The following is a 17,142-nucleotide window of genomic DNA, read 5'->3' as shown; positions in this document are numbered from 1 at the left end:
TTATACGGCTATTGAGCCGATTCCAAGTCGCCTTTGAGGTCGGTGAGGAGTTGCGCAATCTGGTCGCGCTCAGCCTCTATCGTGGCGAGTTGATCGTCGCTGACTGAGTTCTTTAACTCATCGAGTTGTGCTTGGGCCTCGTCAAGGGCGGTACGCGCATCGGCAACGCGTTGTTCAGCGTTTTCCTGGCCACCTTCGAGGGCGGCTATAGCGTCGCGGGCCTGTTGGGCTGCGTCTTCTGCACCAGTTGTTGCGCCTTCAATAGCAGTTTGGGCTTCAGCGCCGAAGTTTTGCGCCTGACTCAAGAGGTCATCGCCGTGACTGGAAAGGTCAGAAGCGTGTTGTGACGCTTGGTCACGCAGATCGTCCAGATCTAAACCAACTTCAGCACACCCGGCAAGCAACACTGCGGCAAGGGCGGGCATAGTGAGGATTCCAGCGGCTTTCCAAGAACCTGCCATGGGACGTACTCCAATCGTGAGGACAGCTAGGCCGGGTTTCGAGAACGTGGCTCGCCGTGCGGCGGGGCGTCCTTGAAGCCGGTCCTTTTGATTATGACGTGACTTCCTAAGCCTTTGCTGGTTGGTATGCGGAAAATATCGTGACCACACACCACATGTTCACAGCGGGTGTCGCTCCTCCACATTACGGTGTACCTATGCGGATTCTGCACACCTCAGACTGGCACCTTGGGCGGACCTTGCACGGGGTTGACCTCACGGAGCACCACAGCACATACCTGGATCACCTCGTGGATGTGGTGGTGAGTGAACGCCCAGACGCAGTGTTGGTGGCTGGTGACGTATACGACCGGGCGATCCCCGCATTGCGTGCCGTGGAATTGCTGTCCGATGCGCTATCCCGCTTGGCCGCGCACACCCAGGTGATTCTCACTCCCGGTAATCATGACTCAGCAACCCGCTTGGGGTTCCTTTCCGATGCGTTGCATGAGCGTTTGGTGATCCAGTCGCAGGTATCGCGTTCGTGGCGCCCCATCACGATTACGGGGAGTGGAGGTGACAGCGCTCTGGTTTATGCGCTGCCGTATTTGGACCCTGACCATGCCCGCCCGGTGATGGCGGACGCCCTCGATGATGTGCACATTCACCGGTCCCATGAAGGGGTGATGACTGCTGCGTTGGACCTCATCACGCGAGACCGCACTACTCGGCCCGAGCACGCGGCGAGCATCGTGATGGCTCACGCTTTTGTGGTGGGTGGTGAACCGAGTGATTCGGAACGCGATATTACGGTCGGCGGTGTGCAATCTGTGCCCTCAGGTGTGTTCGCAGGGCATTCCTACGTGGCACTGGGCCACCTACACGGCCCACAGCGCATCTCCATGCCCGATGCCACGGTAGCCCGGTATTCCGGCTCACCGTTGGCGATGTCATTCTCAGAACGCAACCACGTGAAGTCCACGGTCCTTGTTGAGATCGAAAACGGGGTGACCCGCACTGAACTCCTTGATGCTCCCGTCCCACGCCCACTCACAGATGTGACCGGGACGTTAGAGGAACTATTGTCACCGCGATTCGCAGAACAACGTCACCACTGGGTCCGAGCCGCGGTAACTGACCCGCTGCGGCCACAGCAACTCAATCAGCGTATCCGTGAGGTTTTCCCTCATGCACTGGTCATCACGCATCAGCCACCAGCTACTACCCGCGCCGCAAACGGGCCGTTAGACATCGCAAAGGTGCGCAGCCCACACCAGGTGGCGCACAGTTTCATTACTGATGTCACTGATCACGCCCTCACCACCGCTGAAGACGCCGTGCTGGCAACCGCCATTGAACGCGCACAAGCCACAGAGGGAAGCCGATAACCATGCACATTCACCGGCTCGAATTTCAAGCAATCGGCCCCTTCGCCGGCCAACACGCCATCGACTTTCAAGCGCTCACAGCCTCAGGTTTGTACCTTCTCGAAGGGCCAACCGGGTCAGGCAAATCCACGATCATCGACATCATTGTGTTTGCTCTCTACGGGAAAGTAGCGTCCTCAGCGAGCAGCGATGACCGCATGCGATCGATGCACGCCCCAGACACACGTGACAGCTACGTGGACCTCATCATGGAAACCGGTGCAGGTATTTTCCGGGTCCGCCGCACCCCAGAACGAATGCGCCCCAAAAAACGCGGCGCAGGGCACACCAAACAGCAAGCAAGCATCCAACTGTGGCGGCTCAGCTCCGCTGACCTCGACACTCTGATGGCAGCAGCCCCAGGTGATGAACCACTCCCACCAGAGTGTGTACCAGGTGAGTTTGTCAGCAACCGTATTGATGAGGCCAGCCGCGAAATCGGTGACGCAGTAGGTCTCAACCGAGACCAATTCACCCAAACAATCGTGCTGCCACAAGGGGAGTTCGCACAGTTCCTCAAAGCCGACCCTGAGCAACGACAATCCTTGCTCCAAAAAGTGTTTGGCACCCACCTGTATGAGGAAACTCAACGACAACTCGCAGCAATGCGCAGAGAAGTGGGCACCGCCCGCGATGAAGCCAACCGGGCAGTGCGTGACGCAGCCACCCGCTTCATCACCGCAGCCCACCTCGACGACGACACCGCAACACTGTTAACAGCCGGGCTAGCAAACGCCGAAACCACCCGTGAAGCCGTGGCAACCTGCATCGAACACCTCGACGAGCAAAGTGCCACCGCGCACACTGCTTTGCAGGAGGCGCGCACAGCAGCAACGGCCGCAGACAAAAAGCTCGCCGATGCCCGCAACACAGTGGAGCGCATTAAACGCCGCCAAGTACTTACCACCCAGCACGGCGACCTCACCGACACGACGCCGCGCATCGAGAAACTACGCCACAACGTACGCACAGCGCACGCAGCAGCGCGGGTGACCCCTAGCATCACAGCGAAACACACAGCACAAGGCGCACTGACCGCAGAAATAGAGGCGCTACGTGCCCTCACCGGTGACCCAACACTTGATGCGGCATCACCGCGTGAAGAACTCGCCGCACACCGTGACGCGGCGTGGGAACAACGCGACACCCGTGCAGCAGAACGCGCCCGCCTCCAAGAGCTCCAACCATCTGGGGCGCACGTCACCACACTTTCTGAGCAACTGAGCACCACAACCACACTGCGCACACGATGCGTCGAAAACCTCACCCACGTCACCGCACAGGCAACTGAGCTACCACAACAGCGTAAGGAACTCGTTGACGCTCTCGCTGCCGCCCAACGTGCAGCAGCGTCCCTCCCTCTTCATGCCGCTGCCGTGCGTGAAACCCAAGAACTCCTCGACATTCACCAGCAGCACACCGCGCTGAATGAGGAATACGAACATGCGCGAACGAAGGTAGCCGCGTGCCTTGGACAAGTCAGGGAGGCAGCTGAGGCGGAGAAACAAGCCCGCGACGCACGCATCGCCGGTATCGCTGCGGAACTCGCCATCACCCTGCAACCCGGTGACCCATGCGCTGTGTGTGGATCCGTGGAACACCCCCACCCAGCCCAACCAGCACCGGGAGCCGTCACCCCGCAGAAGGTAGAACAGGCTGAACAGAAACGGCGAAGCGCAGAAGACGAACTCGCCACCGCCCGCAATGCGTTGACCAGCCGAGAAACCCGCATCGAACAACTCACCCAACGCCTCGCCGGGGCAACACTGCAGGACACCACGAAACGCCACAACGAAGCACTCGAGGCAGCCCACCTCGCAGGAATTGCAGAACAAGACACCACCAAGTTGCACAGCCAAATCGACGCACTGGATCAGCGTGCCCACGAGTTAAGCACTCAACGCGACACACTAGGGCAACAGATCGCAGCGCATGATGTCACCATCGCTCAGCTCACCGCTGACCTGACCTCAACGCAACAGCGACTCGATGCCGCACTTGCACCCCACCTCACGCACGAGGCGCAAACCCTTGATGCAGTCATCGACCTTGTCACGGACGCTGCCCACACAACACAAAAAATCGCCGATGCCTGGGACCGGTTGCTGCGTTGTGTCGACGACGTCGCCGGACGTACCGCAGAAGTAGCCTCGCTGGTGCACGAGGCTGGGTTCACCACTGAGGATGAAGCCACAGCTGCCGCACTCAGTGCGGAGGCTATTGACCAAGCTGAACGCGACATCTCAGAACACCAATCCGCGTTGCACGCTGTGAACCAAGCCCTCAAAGCCCCAGACCTGCAGAACCTCCCACCACTCGACACCATTGACGTAGCCGCCCTCGAACTAGCCGCAGAAACTGCGCGTGAAGCGCTATCCCAAGCACAAAACAACCACACAGGGGTAACAAACGTAGCCACCCATGCCAATTCAGCAGCCAAACTCCTTGACAGTGCACTGGTTCAACGAGACCAGGTAGGAGCAGACACCGCCGCCATTATCAGAATGGCTGATGTAGCTACAGGTAACTCCGCAGACAACCCCCGCTCCATCACGTTGCAAACCTACGTTCTGATGAAAAAGTTTGAAGACGTTGTTGCAGCGGCAAATGAACGCCTCATCACCATGTCTAACGGCCGGTATGAACTCCAACGTTCTGACACAAAGGAGGATGTCCGCACCCGTAAAACAGGGTTAGCACTCAAAGTGTTGGACCATGATGTTGAGGCAGCGCGGGACCCACGCACCCTGTCAGGTGGGGAAACGTTCTACGTGTCGTTGTGCCTGGCGTTAGGCCTAGCAGATATGGTCACCGCTGAGGCTGGTGGCATCGAGTTGGGCATGCTCTTCGTGGATGAGGGGTTTGGCACTCTTGACCCCCAAACTCTCGATGCGGTGCTCCACGTGTTGACGACCCTGCGGGATTCTGGGCGCACGGTGGGGGTGGTTTCCCATGTGGAAGCGATGAAGCAAAGCATCAGTGATCGCATCACGGTGGTGCCTTCTCCCCACGGTGGATCTACTGTTTCTGTGCGTTCCACGTGAGACAGCACTCGCAATACAACACATTCGGGCCTACCTTTGACCTAAGCAAAAATACGGAGAACCTGAAAAAGTCAAGGAGAGGCCATGGCGCGAGATGCAAAGGTCCACTCCCACAAACGAGAGCAGTGGTCGGGGCAGGCAGGGTTCATTCTTGCCGCGATCGGTTCTGCAGTGGGACTGGGCAATATCTGGAGATTTCCCGGAGTAGCCTACGAGAACGGTGGCGGCGCTTTCCTTCTGCCCTACCTGGTGGCTCTCATTACCGCTGGTATTCCTATCCTCTTCGTGGACTACGCCCTCGGGCACCGATTCCGTGGTTCACCGCCTGCGGTGTTCCGCCGTATCCGTAAACGAGCCGAGATGCTTGGATGGTTCCAAGTAGCCATCTGCTTTGTCATCATCTTGTACTACGCGGTCATTATCGCCTGGGCGGGCTCCTATGCGGTGTTTTCACTGACCACAGCGTGGGGTGATGACGCTGCCGGGTTCTTCGTCGGTGAATTCATCAAACTGCCTGAAAATCCTGACCTCCAGTTCAGTGTGGTGTCCAGTGTTGCGTTGCCTCTCGTTGCCGTATGGGCAGTGACGATCGTGATTTTGGCGCTCGGTGTGCAACGAGGGTTGGAAAAAGCGAACCTCTTCTTTATCCCACTCCTCGCGGTGCTATTCACCGCACTGGTTGTTCGTTCCCTGTTCCTCGATGGTGCTATTGATGGTCTCAACGCCTTCTTCACACCCAACTGGGGTGCGTTGGCTGACCCAGGGGTGTGGCTCGCAGCGTACGCCCAAATCTTCTTCTCGCTGTCGATCGCATTCGGCATCATGCTGACGTACTCCTCGTACTTGAAGAAAAAGTCGAACCTCACCGGCACCGGTCTGGTGGTGGCTTTCTCCAACTCATCCTTCGAAATCCTCGCCGGTATTGGTGTGTTCTCCGCACTAGGCTTCATGGCGCAAGCACAAGGTGTTGCCGTGGGAGAACTAGAAAACATCACAGGAGTGATGCTCTCCTTCGTCACCTTCCCAACCTTGGTTGCGTCAATGCCCGGTGGGCCAATCTTCGGTTTCCTCTTCTTCGCATCACTGACGGTAGCTGGCCTGACCTCACTGTTGTCACTACTGCAAGTAGTTTCTGGAGCTTTCCAGGACAAGTTTGGTTTCTCAGCCCGCCGCTCAGCGATCACCATCGGTGTTGTGGCAGCTGTGCTGTCCTTCACCTTCTTTGCCCGCCCAGACGGATTGCACACCCTGGATGTTGTGGACAAGTGGACCAACGAGGTGGGCATTGTTGGGTCCGCGATCGTCATGTTGGTCCTACTGCTGAGTTTGGGGCAACTGCGCACCCTCAGCCAGCACATCAACGCTCACTCGAGCTTCACTGTGGGGCGCATCTGGACGGTGCTTGTTGGTGTTGTTGTTCCAGCTGTTCTGCTGTGGATGTTCATCTCAGGTGTTATCAACCTGCTCTCTGAACCGTACGAGGGCTACCCCAACTGGTACAACAACCTCTTTGGGTGGGGATCGATCGCACTCATGCTGGTCTTGGCGGGAACTTTCAGCCTTATTCGTTGGCGGCGCCCCATTGATGAGTTCACCCCTGAACCAACCCTTCCTGGCGAAAAAATCTACGCACGTGCCGGTGGAGCCCACCGGGGAAAGGATGAGTCATGACAACCAGTGCCATTGTGCTGATGCTCGCCGCTTTCATCATTGTGTGGGGTGGGCTCATCGGCTCGATCATTCACCTACGTTCCGCTGACACCCCCGACGGCGATTTCGCACCTGAAGCGGGCGAGACAGCCAACCCAGAAGGGCCAATCATCGCGCCACGTGATTTGTAACCTCTAGCACCTGCGATGCATGAGGCCTTGCTGCGTAACCTAGCGGCCGATGCCCCGTGGATGCCGTGCATGTGACGGCGCGTTTCCCTGCCTCTGTGAGGTCGGGAAACGCGCCTCATTGCGTTCTAGCTTGGCGTGGGTTGCCTCAATGAGGTCAACGTCTACAGCATCTGCAAGCAACATCAGGTACATCAACACGTCCGCGAGCTCATCACTGATCTGTGCTTTGCCGTCGCCCTGGGACAGGTCAGCGCGAACATCAGCCTCACGGGTCCACTGCATCAGTTCAGCGACCTCACCGACTTCACCAACAAGAGCGAGCAGCAAAGATTTGGGGTCGTGGTACTGGCCCCAATCGCGGCGCCTTGTGAAGTCGTGCAGGGCAGCGTGCAGTTCCGTGAATCGATCCATAACAGGTAAGCCTGCCACAAGGTCACGGCTGGGGGATGGGAAAAGTTGGGACATGCGAATCACAAGGCCGTGAACCCCGGAAAACCGCTGGACACTGTCCGTGGCACACTGGCGGCATGACTTCGCCGTCTCACAACAGTGATGCCCCCGCAGCGCCTCCTACACCTCGACAGATCCGCCGTTGGCGCCGTTACCTCGCTGACGAACAGGCCGAAGGTGCGGTGTACCGCGAACTCGCTGGGCGCCGCACTGGTGAAGAGCGAGATATTCTCCTGGCTCTTGCTGAAGCCGAGCTACGCCATGAGCAGCACTGGCGTGACCTGTTGGGTGAGCACGTTGGCCGCCCTCGCAAAGGGTCGCGGCGCACCAGGTTTTTGGCTGTCCTTGCCCGCCGCCTTGGTGGGGTGTTTGTCCTAGCGCTTGCGCAACAAGCTGAGTCCCGCACCACGTATGACACTGATGCCGATGCCCCAGCACGTATGGCGGCAGACGAGCGTATCCACGGTGAAGTGGTGCGCGGGTTGGCAACGCGAGGGCGTCAGCGTCTTTCTGGCACCTTCCGGGCAGCGGTCTTTGGTGCAAATGATGGATTGGTCTCAAACCTCGCGCTGATTCTTGGGGTTGGGGCCTCAGGTGTCGCCCATTCATACGTTCTGCTTGCTGGGATGAGCGGTTTGTTAGCTGGTGCTTTGTCCATGGGAGCCGGCGAGTTTGTGTCGGTGCGGTCCCAACGAGAACTGTTGGAAGCGGAGAACCCCTCACCTCTCGCTTCACGGGCTATCGGCGACCTCGACGTGAACGCCAACGAACTGGCCTTGGTGTACCGGGCTCGGGGCATGGACGCTGATGAAGCACACACCCACGCGGCACATGTCATCGACACGTTTACTGAAACCACCCGGTTAGCAGAAGATCTAGACGCTGACCGCCATGAGGCAATCGGAACCGCGTGGGGCGCTGCTGTTTCTAGTTTCTTGTTCTTTGCTTCTGGGGCTTTGATCCCGCTGTTCCCCTATTTGTTGGGCGCTAGCGGCTTCACTGCAATGGTCATCGCGTTGACTCTCACTGGTGCGGCGTTGTGCCTCACGGGTGCCGCCGTGGGCATACTCTCAGGGGCGTCACCGTGGAAGCGGGCAATGCGCCAACTGGGTATTGGGCTTGGGGCGGCGCTTGCTACATACCTGCTGGGAACAGTCTTTGGTGTCGCGGTCGGCTAGTGCAGTGCTGAGCTGTGACCCCGCCGGTGGGGCGCTTAGTAGGTTTGCAACACAATCTGGCCATCAGCAGTAATGGACACACCAGTGATGGTTACTGTCCCATGCGGGGTGTTCGCTTTAATGCTGAGATCACGAGTCAGTTGATGCGGGGCAATATTCGCGATGTTCACGCGGGCGTGCAGTGCCCGGCCCAACTCGTGGGCGAGTTCTGCACCGCTTAAACCGCGCGGCCCAGCGTAAGTCGGAGCGATAGCTGGTGCTGTAGCCGCAGAGTGGTTGTGTGTTGACGGGATTTCTCCGGTCAGTGGCGCCAACGTGGGAATCTCAAATGGTACAGGGGTGACAGTTTGTGCCGCACTAACGTGACGGTGCCCGGTGGATTGCTGCTGTGCGGGAGCCTCATGCGGTGCGTGTGATGAGGGGCGAGGCCCTGTTAACGTGTGGATGTCCGAGGGCATATCGGAGGCTCCGGCTGGGCTCTGTGGCACTGGTTGAAGCCTGCGCTGCGGGGTTGGCTGTGCCTGCTCCGCATAACTGGGGGCGGGCATCGGCGATGAAGGAGTGATGGGCACAGCACTGTGGACCAGTATCGGAGCATTGTGGGCTGGAACGTGGGAGCTCACCGGTGCGGGAGCTTCTGAGCCACGCGCTTGACTGTGAGCAGCGTATGGGGTGTGAGCGGCAAGCTGTTCCACACGGTTAATGCGGGACTGCGGGAAACGCATCGCTGGCCCACCGGGGGCGCCCATGGAATTTTCGTAGTAGCGCAATGTGGCTTCAGCGCTGGCCCGCAACATTTCAACGGCGGTGCGAACATACCCTTGGCCAGAAGACGGCTTACGGAACGTAATGTTCAGAACTTCATCGGCAGTGTAGCCGTCCGCGTGGAGTCGCCCAGTCTGCTCATAGTGTTGGAGCGTCCCGATGAGACGGTTCATGAAGGCATCGACCTGCTCGATGCTGGTAGCGCTGCGCAGCGAAAGATCAAAGAACCGCGCGTTGGTTGCCTCCTGTGATGTCAACATGTTTTCAGAGTATGGCGGGCCAATTGCTCAATGAATGGGGAGCGATCCCCGTATCGGCAGTAACCTGCGGAAGCGTGATGTGGGATCAGTCACCTCACGGCGTGGTGAGGTCTCTTTCGGGGATTTCGTCAATGAGTCGCTCGGTCACTGTTGTGCTTTTACGAATAATCCCAATGGACGCTACCGCAACCACCACAGCCAATGCCGCAGAAGCAACAACAACACTGAAACCAGCGTGTGCTCCATGAGTATCGATTTGGGTGCCGGCAAGTGAGGACCCGGCTGCAACACCAACACCAAGAGCTGTGCCCACCCAGGTGAAACCTTCAGTGAGCTGGCGAGGTGACACCACAAGCTGGACCATGGCGTTGACGTTGATGAGGGTGGGGGAGATAGTCAGGCCAGTGACAAACATGACCCCGGCTAAAACCCACAGGTTCGTGGCAACAAAAAACAGTGATGCCCCAATAGCAAGCCCAATAATGCCAACAAGGTATCGCAACCACACCGCTGATGCCCATTGGCGTGCCCCATAGGCTAGCCCAGAGGCGCACGAACCTAACGCGAAGATCCCCAGGATGACCCCGCCCAGAGCTTTGTTTCCTTGTTCTTCAGCGAATGCGATGGTGGAAACATCTGTTGCACCGAAAAGCGACCCCACTCCGATGAACACGAGAATGAGTGACACCATAGCGGGGCTGCGCAGCACCGAGCGGTTTGTGTCTGCAACGTCGTAAACGTGCAGTGGTGGCTCAGTGTCACGTTGGCTGAGGAACCAGAACCCACCAATCACCATCAGAACAATAGGCACGATCAACCCCGCGTAGAACGCAACACTGGCAGCGAGCACAGTTGCTACGACGGGACCGATCACAAAAATCATCTCGTCGATAGCGGCCTCAAGCGAGTACGCAGTGTGTAGTTTTTTGGGGTCTTTCACAACGTGTGACCAGCGAGCACGTACCATGGCACCCACAGAGCCAATGGTCATGCCTGATGTGATCGCGAACAGGTAAAGCAACGGAATGGGCGCATGCATAACCGTTGCTGTGATCAGTGACGTCAGAGACAACGCAGTGGCGGCAACGGCGGGGCGCATCACACGCGCTTGACCATATCGGTCAACCAGGCGAGCTAACTGGGGTGAACACACCGCTTGAGCGATGATGTAGGCCGCTGAAATCCGGCCACCTAATTCATAAGAATCGAACGCTGACTGAATCATCAGCACAATCCCGATGCCCACCATCGACATCGGAGAACGCGCTAACGCACCAGCAACGGAAAAGCGGGCGGCACCAGGTACCGAATAGACGACCGCGTACGGGTTACGCGACGTGGCCACAGGGCCATCTTGAGGGTGTGAGTGTGTCACTATCTTAGTGTGCCATTGAGGTGAGACAAATATGCTCCGATTTGCGCGGGCATATCTGTGGTTTACGTCCCGTTGAGGCAAGATGGAGGCATGGCTGACTCTACTGACGAGATTGACGTTGTTCAGGTTCCCGAGAATAACCGTTTTGAAGCGCGTACTGCACAGGGCGTCACGGCGGGATACATCACCTACCAGGTGCGTGGTGAAGGCCTGTTCAACAAGGTTCTGGTGCTGCCTCACACCGTTGTTGACCCACAATTTGAGGGGCGTGGGATTGGTTCCCGGCTGGTCCGTGAAGCGTTTTCGTGGGCACGTAAAATTGGGGCGAAAGTTGACCCAGTGTGCCCCTTTGTTGCGACTTACATTGAACGCAACCCGGTGTATTCAGATCTCCTCGAGGCGTAACAGAATCTCAGCTAGTCCGCGCTGCACCGTTTCGCTGTACCCGGCCACCCAGTCGCCCTCATAGTGTCGGAACGATAGTTCTGTGGTGAGGAGAGAAAACATGTACAACCGGTAGAGCAAAAATCTCACTACTGCGCTGTGATGTTCTGATTCGCTGACCCCAGCAGGGCACTGTTCCGTTGCTGGTGCTAAAGCTTGACCACCGCTGAGGCGTGCTTGAGTACTGTAGCGTTGCCAAGTTGTGTTGGGGAGTAACTGAGTGCCAAGTTGGTCCATGCCCACAAACTCAAACAGCGGGTCACCGTAGAGGGCCCTTTCCGCATCGATGATCCCGGTGATATTGCCGCGCTCGTCCAAAAATACGTTCCCAGGCCACAGGTCAGCGTGAATGAGATGTGCGGTGGTTACCTTGTCGAGGTGAGGACTGTGACGCTCCCATACCTGCCCGATGCGTTCCGTGGGAACGAGGGCTTGGCTGCGGTTGGCATCGTCGAGTACTGCGGTCAACGCTAAACCGAAAGCTCGTGTCCAGGTTGTGGCGCTGAGGTCTGAGTGTGGGTATCCAAAGCGGTCGCCGGTCACCCTGTGTAAGGACGCTGCGTACCGGTGAAGTTGAGCGGTGATGTGCGGGGCGTCCCACGGGTGCTCGGGGCAAGACGCCCAAGGTTGGCCGGTGAGTTCTTCAGTGATGATCACATCGCCAGGAACGACGGTGTGGGTGGTGTCGCTGTGTAGTAATCGGGGGAACAACAACTGAGGGTGGGCTTCCCCAAGGTGGAACATATCGCGTTCGGTGCGCGTCGCTGCGCGTTCGTACGTTAAAACTCGGGTGGGGTCACTGGGGCCAATTTTCACGATCACCCGGGTAGGGGTGCCAGCGGTTGTGCGGGGTTGTTGTGTGGTTGGTTCTGGGGTGAGTGTCACCCGGAACGTGGTTGCAAACAGCCCGCCAGTCATTGGTTCAACGTCGATGGGTGAACCCAAAGTGTGGGTGAGTTCAGTAATCTGACGTGCGGTGATGCTCATGGAATCCATGATAGTGGACAGGGTATATGGCGTAGTGGTCACAGGGCTGGCCTTCGTCATTGAGGGCGATTAAGTTCATGTGTGGGCGGTGGTGAACATCGGCTGCAACCCCACCACGGTATGCGAGATCCCGTGGTGAGCAGAGTCAGCGTATGGGGCACTGTCTCTGCGTGGGAGAGCGAAGACCATCATTGGGCAGCCACAGCACACGTTTCTCACCGCCGCCCACCAAGCTGCTTCACCTCGACACACGTGAAGCGATGCCCATGCGCAGCGTCCAGCGCATGGGCATTTCCTTTTGTGTTGAGGCTTTTTCGCTCTAGCGCTTCGATGCGCGATAGCCCGCCGCGTCAATAACCTAGAGGCTTACAGCCACCGGCCTGCAGGAACCGGGTGAATTTCCCGCAGGCCGGAGCGTTATCTGGGTTTTAGTTCGCTAAAGCTGCACTGACGACAGCTTTAGCTTCGCTTTGCACAGTGGCCAAGTGATCTGCTGAGACAAATGATTCAGCGTAAATCTTGTACACGTTTTCTGTGCCGGAGGGGCGCGCTGCGAACCAAGCGTTCTTGGTGGAGACTTTCAAACCGCCAATTGACGCACCATTGCCTGGGGCGGTGGTGAGTTTCTCAGTGATAGCTTCACCGGCAAGGTCAGTAGCTGTGACCTGCTCAGGTGAGAGGCGTGCCAGTGTGGCTTTTTCCTCCAACGACGCAGGGGCATCTACCCGGGCGTACCAGGACTGGCCATACTGTTCGGTCAGGTCGCCGTGGTGTGCGGATGGGCTCTTGCCCGTCACAGCAGTGATTTCCGAAGCGAGCAGCGCTAGCAAGATGCCATCTTTATCGGTAGTCCACACAGTGCCGTCACCGCGTAAGAAGGAGGCACCTGCTGATTCTTCACCACCAAATCCGACTGAACCACCAATCAGACCGGGAACAAACCACTTAAAGCCCACAGGTACCTCAAGCATCTGGCGGCCCAACCCGGCGGCAACCCGGTCAATTAACGCTGAAGACACCAGGGTTTTGCCAATAGCAACATCAGTGCCCCACTGTGGCCGTGCACCGGAATACAAGTAATTAATAGCTACAGCAAGAAAGTGGTTAGGGTTCATCAAACCACCGTCAGGGGTGACAATCCCGTGCCGGTCAGCGTCAGCGTCGTTACCGGTAGCGATGTCATAGGGGCTGTCGCCGCGCATCGTCTCGACGAGAGAAGCCATGGCGTAGGGAGACGAGCAGTCCATGCGGATCTTGGCATCCCAGTCCAAGGTCATAAAGCCCCACCGTGGGTCTACCTGGGGGTTCACCACGGTCAAATCGAGACCGTAACGTTCGCCGATAGCTCCCCAATATTCCACTGCTGCCCCACCCAATGGGTCAGCGCCGATGCGCAACCCAGAGGCGCGAATCGCATCGAAATTCAGCATGTGTGACAAGTCATCAACGTACGCAGAGAGGTAGTCGTGACGCCCAACCACCGGGCGCTTCAACGCTTCGTCGAGTGACACGCGACGAACCTTGCCTACGCCCTGACGCAAAATGTCATTGGCGCGGTCGGCGATCCACCCTGTGGCGTCAGAGTCGGCTGGTCCACCATGCGGCGGGTTGTATTTAAAACCGCCATCACGGGGAGGGTTATGTGACGGTGTAACAACGATGCCATCAGCCAGCTCGGGGCCACTGGTCCGGACTCCCTGCGCTGTTGTTGCACCATTGTGCAACAAAATAGCGTGTGACACGGCTGGGGTGGGAGTGAAGGAATCACGGGCATCAATCATGACGTTAACGTCGGCGGCAACCAACACCTCAACCGCTGTTTGCCACGCTGGAAGAGAAAGCGCGTGAGTGTCGCGCCCAATGTACAGCGGGCCGTTTGTTCCCTGGCGGGTCCGGTACTCCACAATCGCTGCAGTTGTCGCAATGATGTGAGCCTCGTTGAAAGCCCGGTCGAGGGATGAACCCCGGTGACCTGAGGTGCCAAAAGTTACTTTCTCGGACACATTGTCAGGGTCTGGGGTGAGGTCATAATAGGCGCTGACCAGCGCGTCGACATCGATGAGATCTTCTAGGGTGGCGCGAGTGCCTGCACGGGGATCCATAGTCTTCATCTTGGCAGACTCTCGCGCCTGATGGGATAGGAAAAAGGGGGAGTTGCAGATAAATCTGGAGGAGGTTTTCTGAATGTCCACACATGAGGTGTGTACCGCCGCAGGCTGGCGGTAGGCTTGGGGTATGGCTAAGAACACCGTTGATTTTGTTGTGCGCCCACTTGAGGGCATCCCTGCTGAAGCTGACCTAGTAGCAATGCGTGAGGTAGTCCCCGCTGCTACCGTCACCGCGAAAACGACAGAGGAATACGGTTCGCGAGAGTTCGTGTTCACCACGTTCCTCCCCGATTCCTGGCCCGCGTTGCACCGTGAAGACGGAACCGTCCTGCTTGCGCTTCAAACGTTGGCGGGCTCCGGTGACCTCTCCCGCGACCTCGCAGCGAACCTGCTCGACGCTTTTGACCTCGAACCAGGCAGCCCCCTTGTGCGTTCTACCCTCCCTGGCCCAGGCCCGCGGTTGCAAGACATCGTGGATCTTACTGGCAACTGGACAGTAGAGATGCACAACAACGTGGACTACTGGGTTGACCCCGCTAAAGAGATCACCCCAGAGATCCGTAAGAGCCTCGATGAAGCAGCAGAGTCAATGATTGACACGGTACGTTTGCCGTCTGTGAATTCCGCATACTGGAGCCGTATGGGTTCCAAAGAGTTCCTGCGTTGGTCCATGCCATACAGCGAAGACCAAGTGATCAATGCGATTGCCCGCTTGCACGCACGCCGTGAGTCAGCAATCGGTGATGCCCGCTTCCTCGGCGCATTCCGCACCTGCGGCATCGTGATCCCAGTGTGGGAGTTGGCACGCGGTAGCGAAGCTGACGACATCGACAAGGATGTTGCGGCTTACTGGCCAACCCTCAAAGCAGAAATTGAGAACAACGAACCTCTCGATGCTGCACAGCGCCGCGCGAAGGCCGGCATCGTGTCACGGCAGGTCACTTTGCGCTAAAGCGCAACGCACACACTTGTGCATATTCCCTCAACGAACCGTGTGGGCTTGCCGATACAACTGGCAAGCCCACACGTTTGGAACTACCTTAGACAATTACCAAGGTTCTTTAATGATCAAGGCAAGGAATCACTAGTGTCAGGTAAGAAGTCGCCAGAGCTGCACACTGGGAACACCCCAGCGGTGCGGAAGAGGCGAGCAAAATCCGAATCCTCACAGGCCGACGAACGCGAACTCACCCGGCAGCGCGTCGCCGTTGTTATCCCAGCGAAGGATGAGTCGCGGCGCATCGCCCAAACAGTGCGCGCCGCGAAAGCGATCCCCCACGTGGATCTTGTTCTGGTTGTTGATGACGGCAGTGAAGACAACACCCAAGATGTTGCCCGTGAAGCGGGGGCCGTTGTTGTTCGCCATTCCCACAACCGTGGCAAAGCTGCAGCAATGGAAACCGGCGCCGCAGTTGTTGCCATGCGTGATGCACCCGGGCGCCTTCCACGACTGCTCCTCTTCATTGATGGGGATCTTGCCGAAACTGCCGTGAACACCGCTCCACTGGTGGATCCAGTGCTTGCCGGTGAAGCTGACGTCTCCATCGCTCTCCTGCCACCACAGCCAGGTGCTGGTGGGCGTGGGTTTGTTGTCGGAGCTGCACGCAAAGCCATCACAGCGATGACAGGGTGGACCCCCACACAACCACTGTCTGGGATGCGATGCCTCACCCGGGAAGCTTTCGAAGCGGCGACACCACTGGCACGCGGCTGGGGCGTCGAAACCGGAATGACCATTGATCTCCTCAGCCAGGGATATGTCGCTGTTGAAGTGCCATGCGACCTCAAGCACCGCCCTTCCGGTAAAGACTGGAAAGGTCAGATGCACCGTGCGGCACAATACCGTGACGTGAAGGTGGCTATTGGTTCCCGGCGTTTGCGTGGAGTGACAAAGAAGCGCTAATCGCCCTTGAATTTGTGACACGAAAAGGCGGCACACCACATGGTGTGCCGCCTTTTCGTCGTTGCGTGATGGGGGTTAACTACTCTGCAGGAACCCGAGGAGAGCCGAGTTCACCTCGTTGCTGTGCGTCCACAACAAACCGTGTGGGGCATCGGGAATCTCAACGTACTGGGCATCAGGCAGGGCCGCTGAGAACCTACGACCAGTAGCCTCAATCGGCAAAATACGGTCCCCAGTGCCGTGAATGATCTGGGTCGGAACATCAATGGCGGTGATGTCTTCGCGGAAGTCTTCAATCCACGTGTAGGGGGCAAGCGCCGATGCCTCAGCCCCTGATTGCCCCGCCAGCAGGTGGTGGTGGCGCAGAGCTTCCTCACTGAGCCGGTTGCCCAACGTTTCATCAGTGTTGAAGAAGTCGTTGAGGAACTCAGTGAAATGGGCGTACCGGTCCCGGCGCACAGACGCGGAAAACTCGTCAATGAACGCGGTGTCGATCGCCCCGTCAGGATTGTCATCAGTGATGAGCAAAAACGGTTCTAGGGAACCGATGAAAACGGCGCTATGCACTCGGGCGCTGCCGTACTGGTGGAGGTATCTCGCGATTTCGCCGGTCCCCATGGAGAAACCAACGAGGGTGACATCACTGAGTTCAAGCGTGGTCAACAGGGCATCCAAGTCAGCGGCAAACGTCGTGTAGTCATACCCGCGTGAAGGTTTGGTGGACTGCCCAAAGCCGCGGCGATCATAGGTAATAACCCGGTAGCCTGCGGCGAGTAGGGCAGTGGTTTGTTTTTCCCAACTGCTGCCATCAAGGGGGTAGCCGTGAATGAGAACTACGGGGTGGCCTTCGCCTATGTCGGTGTAGTGCAAGTTGATGGACTGGCTGTTTTCTTGCCCAACAGAAATGAAACTCATTGTTT

At 57.9% G+C, this 17,142-nt stretch carries 15 protein-coding genes; 8 read left to right on the top strand and 7 right to left on the bottom strand.

Features of this window, described 5'->3' with window-relative positions; translation table 11 throughout:
* Positions 1–8 precede the first annotated feature (8 nt).
* The gene (locus G538_RS0100515; RefSeq protein ID WP_029067770.1) at positions 9–461 is read right to left on the bottom strand and encodes a hypothetical protein; all 453 of its coding nucleotides are present in this window, start codon (positions 459–461) and stop codon (positions 9–11) included.
* A 197-nt stretch (positions 462–658) separates the two neighbouring features.
* Between G538_RS0100515 and G538_RS0100510 the strand changes: the two genes are divergently transcribed.
* From G538_RS0100510 to G538_RS17620, 4 genes are all read left to right on the top strand, one after another.
* Entirely contained in the window at positions 659–1,828 is a 1,170-nt protein-coding gene (locus G538_RS0100510; protein WP_029067769.1) for an exonuclease SbcCD subunit D, read from the top strand.
* Between the two features lie 2 nt (positions 1,829–1,830).
* Positions 1,831–4,911, top strand: a complete 3,081-nt coding sequence (locus tag G538_RS0100505) for an AAA family ATPase (RefSeq protein WP_029067768.1) — start codon at positions 1,831–1,833, stop codon at positions 4,909–4,911.
* 84 nt (positions 4,912–4,995) lie between these two features.
* Positions 4,996–6,582 (top strand): sodium-dependent transporter, encoded by a 1,587-nt coding sequence (locus G538_RS0100500; protein ID WP_029067767.1) that lies wholly within the window; start codon positions 4,996–4,998, stop codon positions 6,580–6,582.
* Complete coding sequence (locus G538_RS17620) at positions 6,579–6,752, top strand: methionine/alanine import family NSS transporter small subunit (protein WP_084617924.1); 174 nt, start codon at positions 6,579–6,581, stop codon at positions 6,750–6,752. Before G538_RS0100500 ends, G538_RS17620 begins: the two co-directional genes overlap by 4 nt.
* 39 nt (positions 6,753–6,791) lie before the next feature.
* Here the strand turns inward: G538_RS17620 and G538_RS14300 are convergent, their stop codons facing one another.
* A complete protein-coding gene (locus G538_RS14300) occupies positions 6,792–7,217 on the bottom strand; it encodes a nucleotide pyrophosphohydrolase (RefSeq protein ID WP_245566755.1) in 426 nt (141 codons plus the stop codon).
* Between the two features lie 62 nt (positions 7,218–7,279).
* On the opposite strand from G538_RS14300, the gene G538_RS0100485 reads away from it, so the two are divergent.
* Positions 7,280–8,380, top strand: coding sequence for a VIT1/CCC1 transporter family protein (locus G538_RS0100485; RefSeq protein WP_029067766.1), 1,101 nt, complete (start codon positions 7,280–7,282; stop codon positions 8,378–8,380).
* A gap of 35 nt (positions 8,381–8,415) precedes the next feature.
* On the opposite strand, the gene G538_RS0100480 is transcribed toward G538_RS0100485, so the two are convergent.
* Together G538_RS0100480 and G538_RS14295 are read right to left on the bottom strand one after the other, a co-directional pair.
* A complete protein-coding gene (locus G538_RS0100480; RefSeq protein WP_029067765.1) occupies positions 8,416–9,405 on the bottom strand; it encodes a hypothetical protein in 990 nt (329 codons plus the stop codon).
* 94 nt (positions 9,406–9,499) lie between these two features.
* Positions 9,500–10,780, bottom strand: coding sequence for an MFS transporter (locus tag G538_RS14295; protein ID WP_051196409.1), 1,281 nt, complete (start codon positions 10,778–10,780; stop codon positions 9,500–9,502).
* Positions 10,781–10,870: 90 nt separating this feature from the next.
* Between G538_RS14295 and G538_RS0100470 the strand changes: the two genes are divergently transcribed.
* On the top strand, positions 10,871–11,185 hold the full coding sequence (locus G538_RS0100470; protein ID WP_029067764.1) for a GNAT family N-acetyltransferase: 315 nt from the start codon (positions 10,871–10,873) through the stop codon (positions 11,183–11,185).
* On the opposite strand, the gene G538_RS17130 is transcribed toward G538_RS0100470, so the two are convergent.
* Together G538_RS17130 and pgm are read right to left on the bottom strand one after the other, a co-directional pair.
* Positions 11,165–12,211, bottom strand: coding sequence for a phosphotransferase family protein (locus G538_RS17130; protein ID WP_051196408.1), 1,047 nt, complete (start codon positions 12,209–12,211; stop codon positions 11,165–11,167). The two genes, G538_RS0100470 and G538_RS17130, sit on opposite strands and share 21 nt — an antisense overlap.
* 428 nt (positions 12,212–12,639) lie before the next feature.
* Positions 12,640–14,313: a phosphoglucomutase (alpha-D-glucose-1,6-bisphosphate-dependent) gene (gene pgm, locus G538_RS0100460; protein WP_029067763.1), complete on the bottom strand. Its 1,674-nt coding sequence runs from the start codon at positions 14,311–14,313 to the stop codon at positions 12,640–12,642.
* Between the two features lie 133 nt (positions 14,314–14,446).
* Here pgm and G538_RS0100455 point away from each other — a divergent pair, with 133 nt between their 5' ends.
* Positions 14,447–15,271: a DUF5926 family protein gene (locus tag G538_RS0100455; protein ID WP_029067762.1), complete on the top strand. Its 825-nt coding sequence runs from the start codon at positions 14,447–14,449 to the stop codon at positions 15,269–15,271.
* 183 nt (positions 15,272–15,454) lie between these two features.
* Complete coding sequence (locus G538_RS0100450) at positions 15,455–16,222, top strand: glycosyltransferase family 2 protein (protein ID WP_051196514.1); 768 nt, start codon at positions 15,455–15,457, stop codon at positions 16,220–16,222.
* Between the two features lie 75 nt (positions 16,223–16,297).
* Here the strand turns inward: G538_RS0100450 and G538_RS0100445 are convergent, their stop codons facing one another.
* Entirely contained in the window at positions 16,298–17,137 is an 840-nt protein-coding gene (locus G538_RS0100445) for an alpha/beta fold hydrolase (protein ID WP_029067760.1), read from the bottom strand.
* Positions 17,138–17,142 lie beyond the last annotated feature (5 nt).

Source organism: Jonesia quinghaiensis DSM 15701, from assembly GCF_000423205.1.
GTDB classification, from domain to species: Bacteria; Actinomycetota; Actinomycetes; order Actinomycetales; family Cellulomonadaceae; genus Jonesia; species Jonesia quinghaiensis.
Note: the sequence above shows the minus strand (reverse complement) of the source record. Positions and strands in the feature narration are given on the sequence as shown.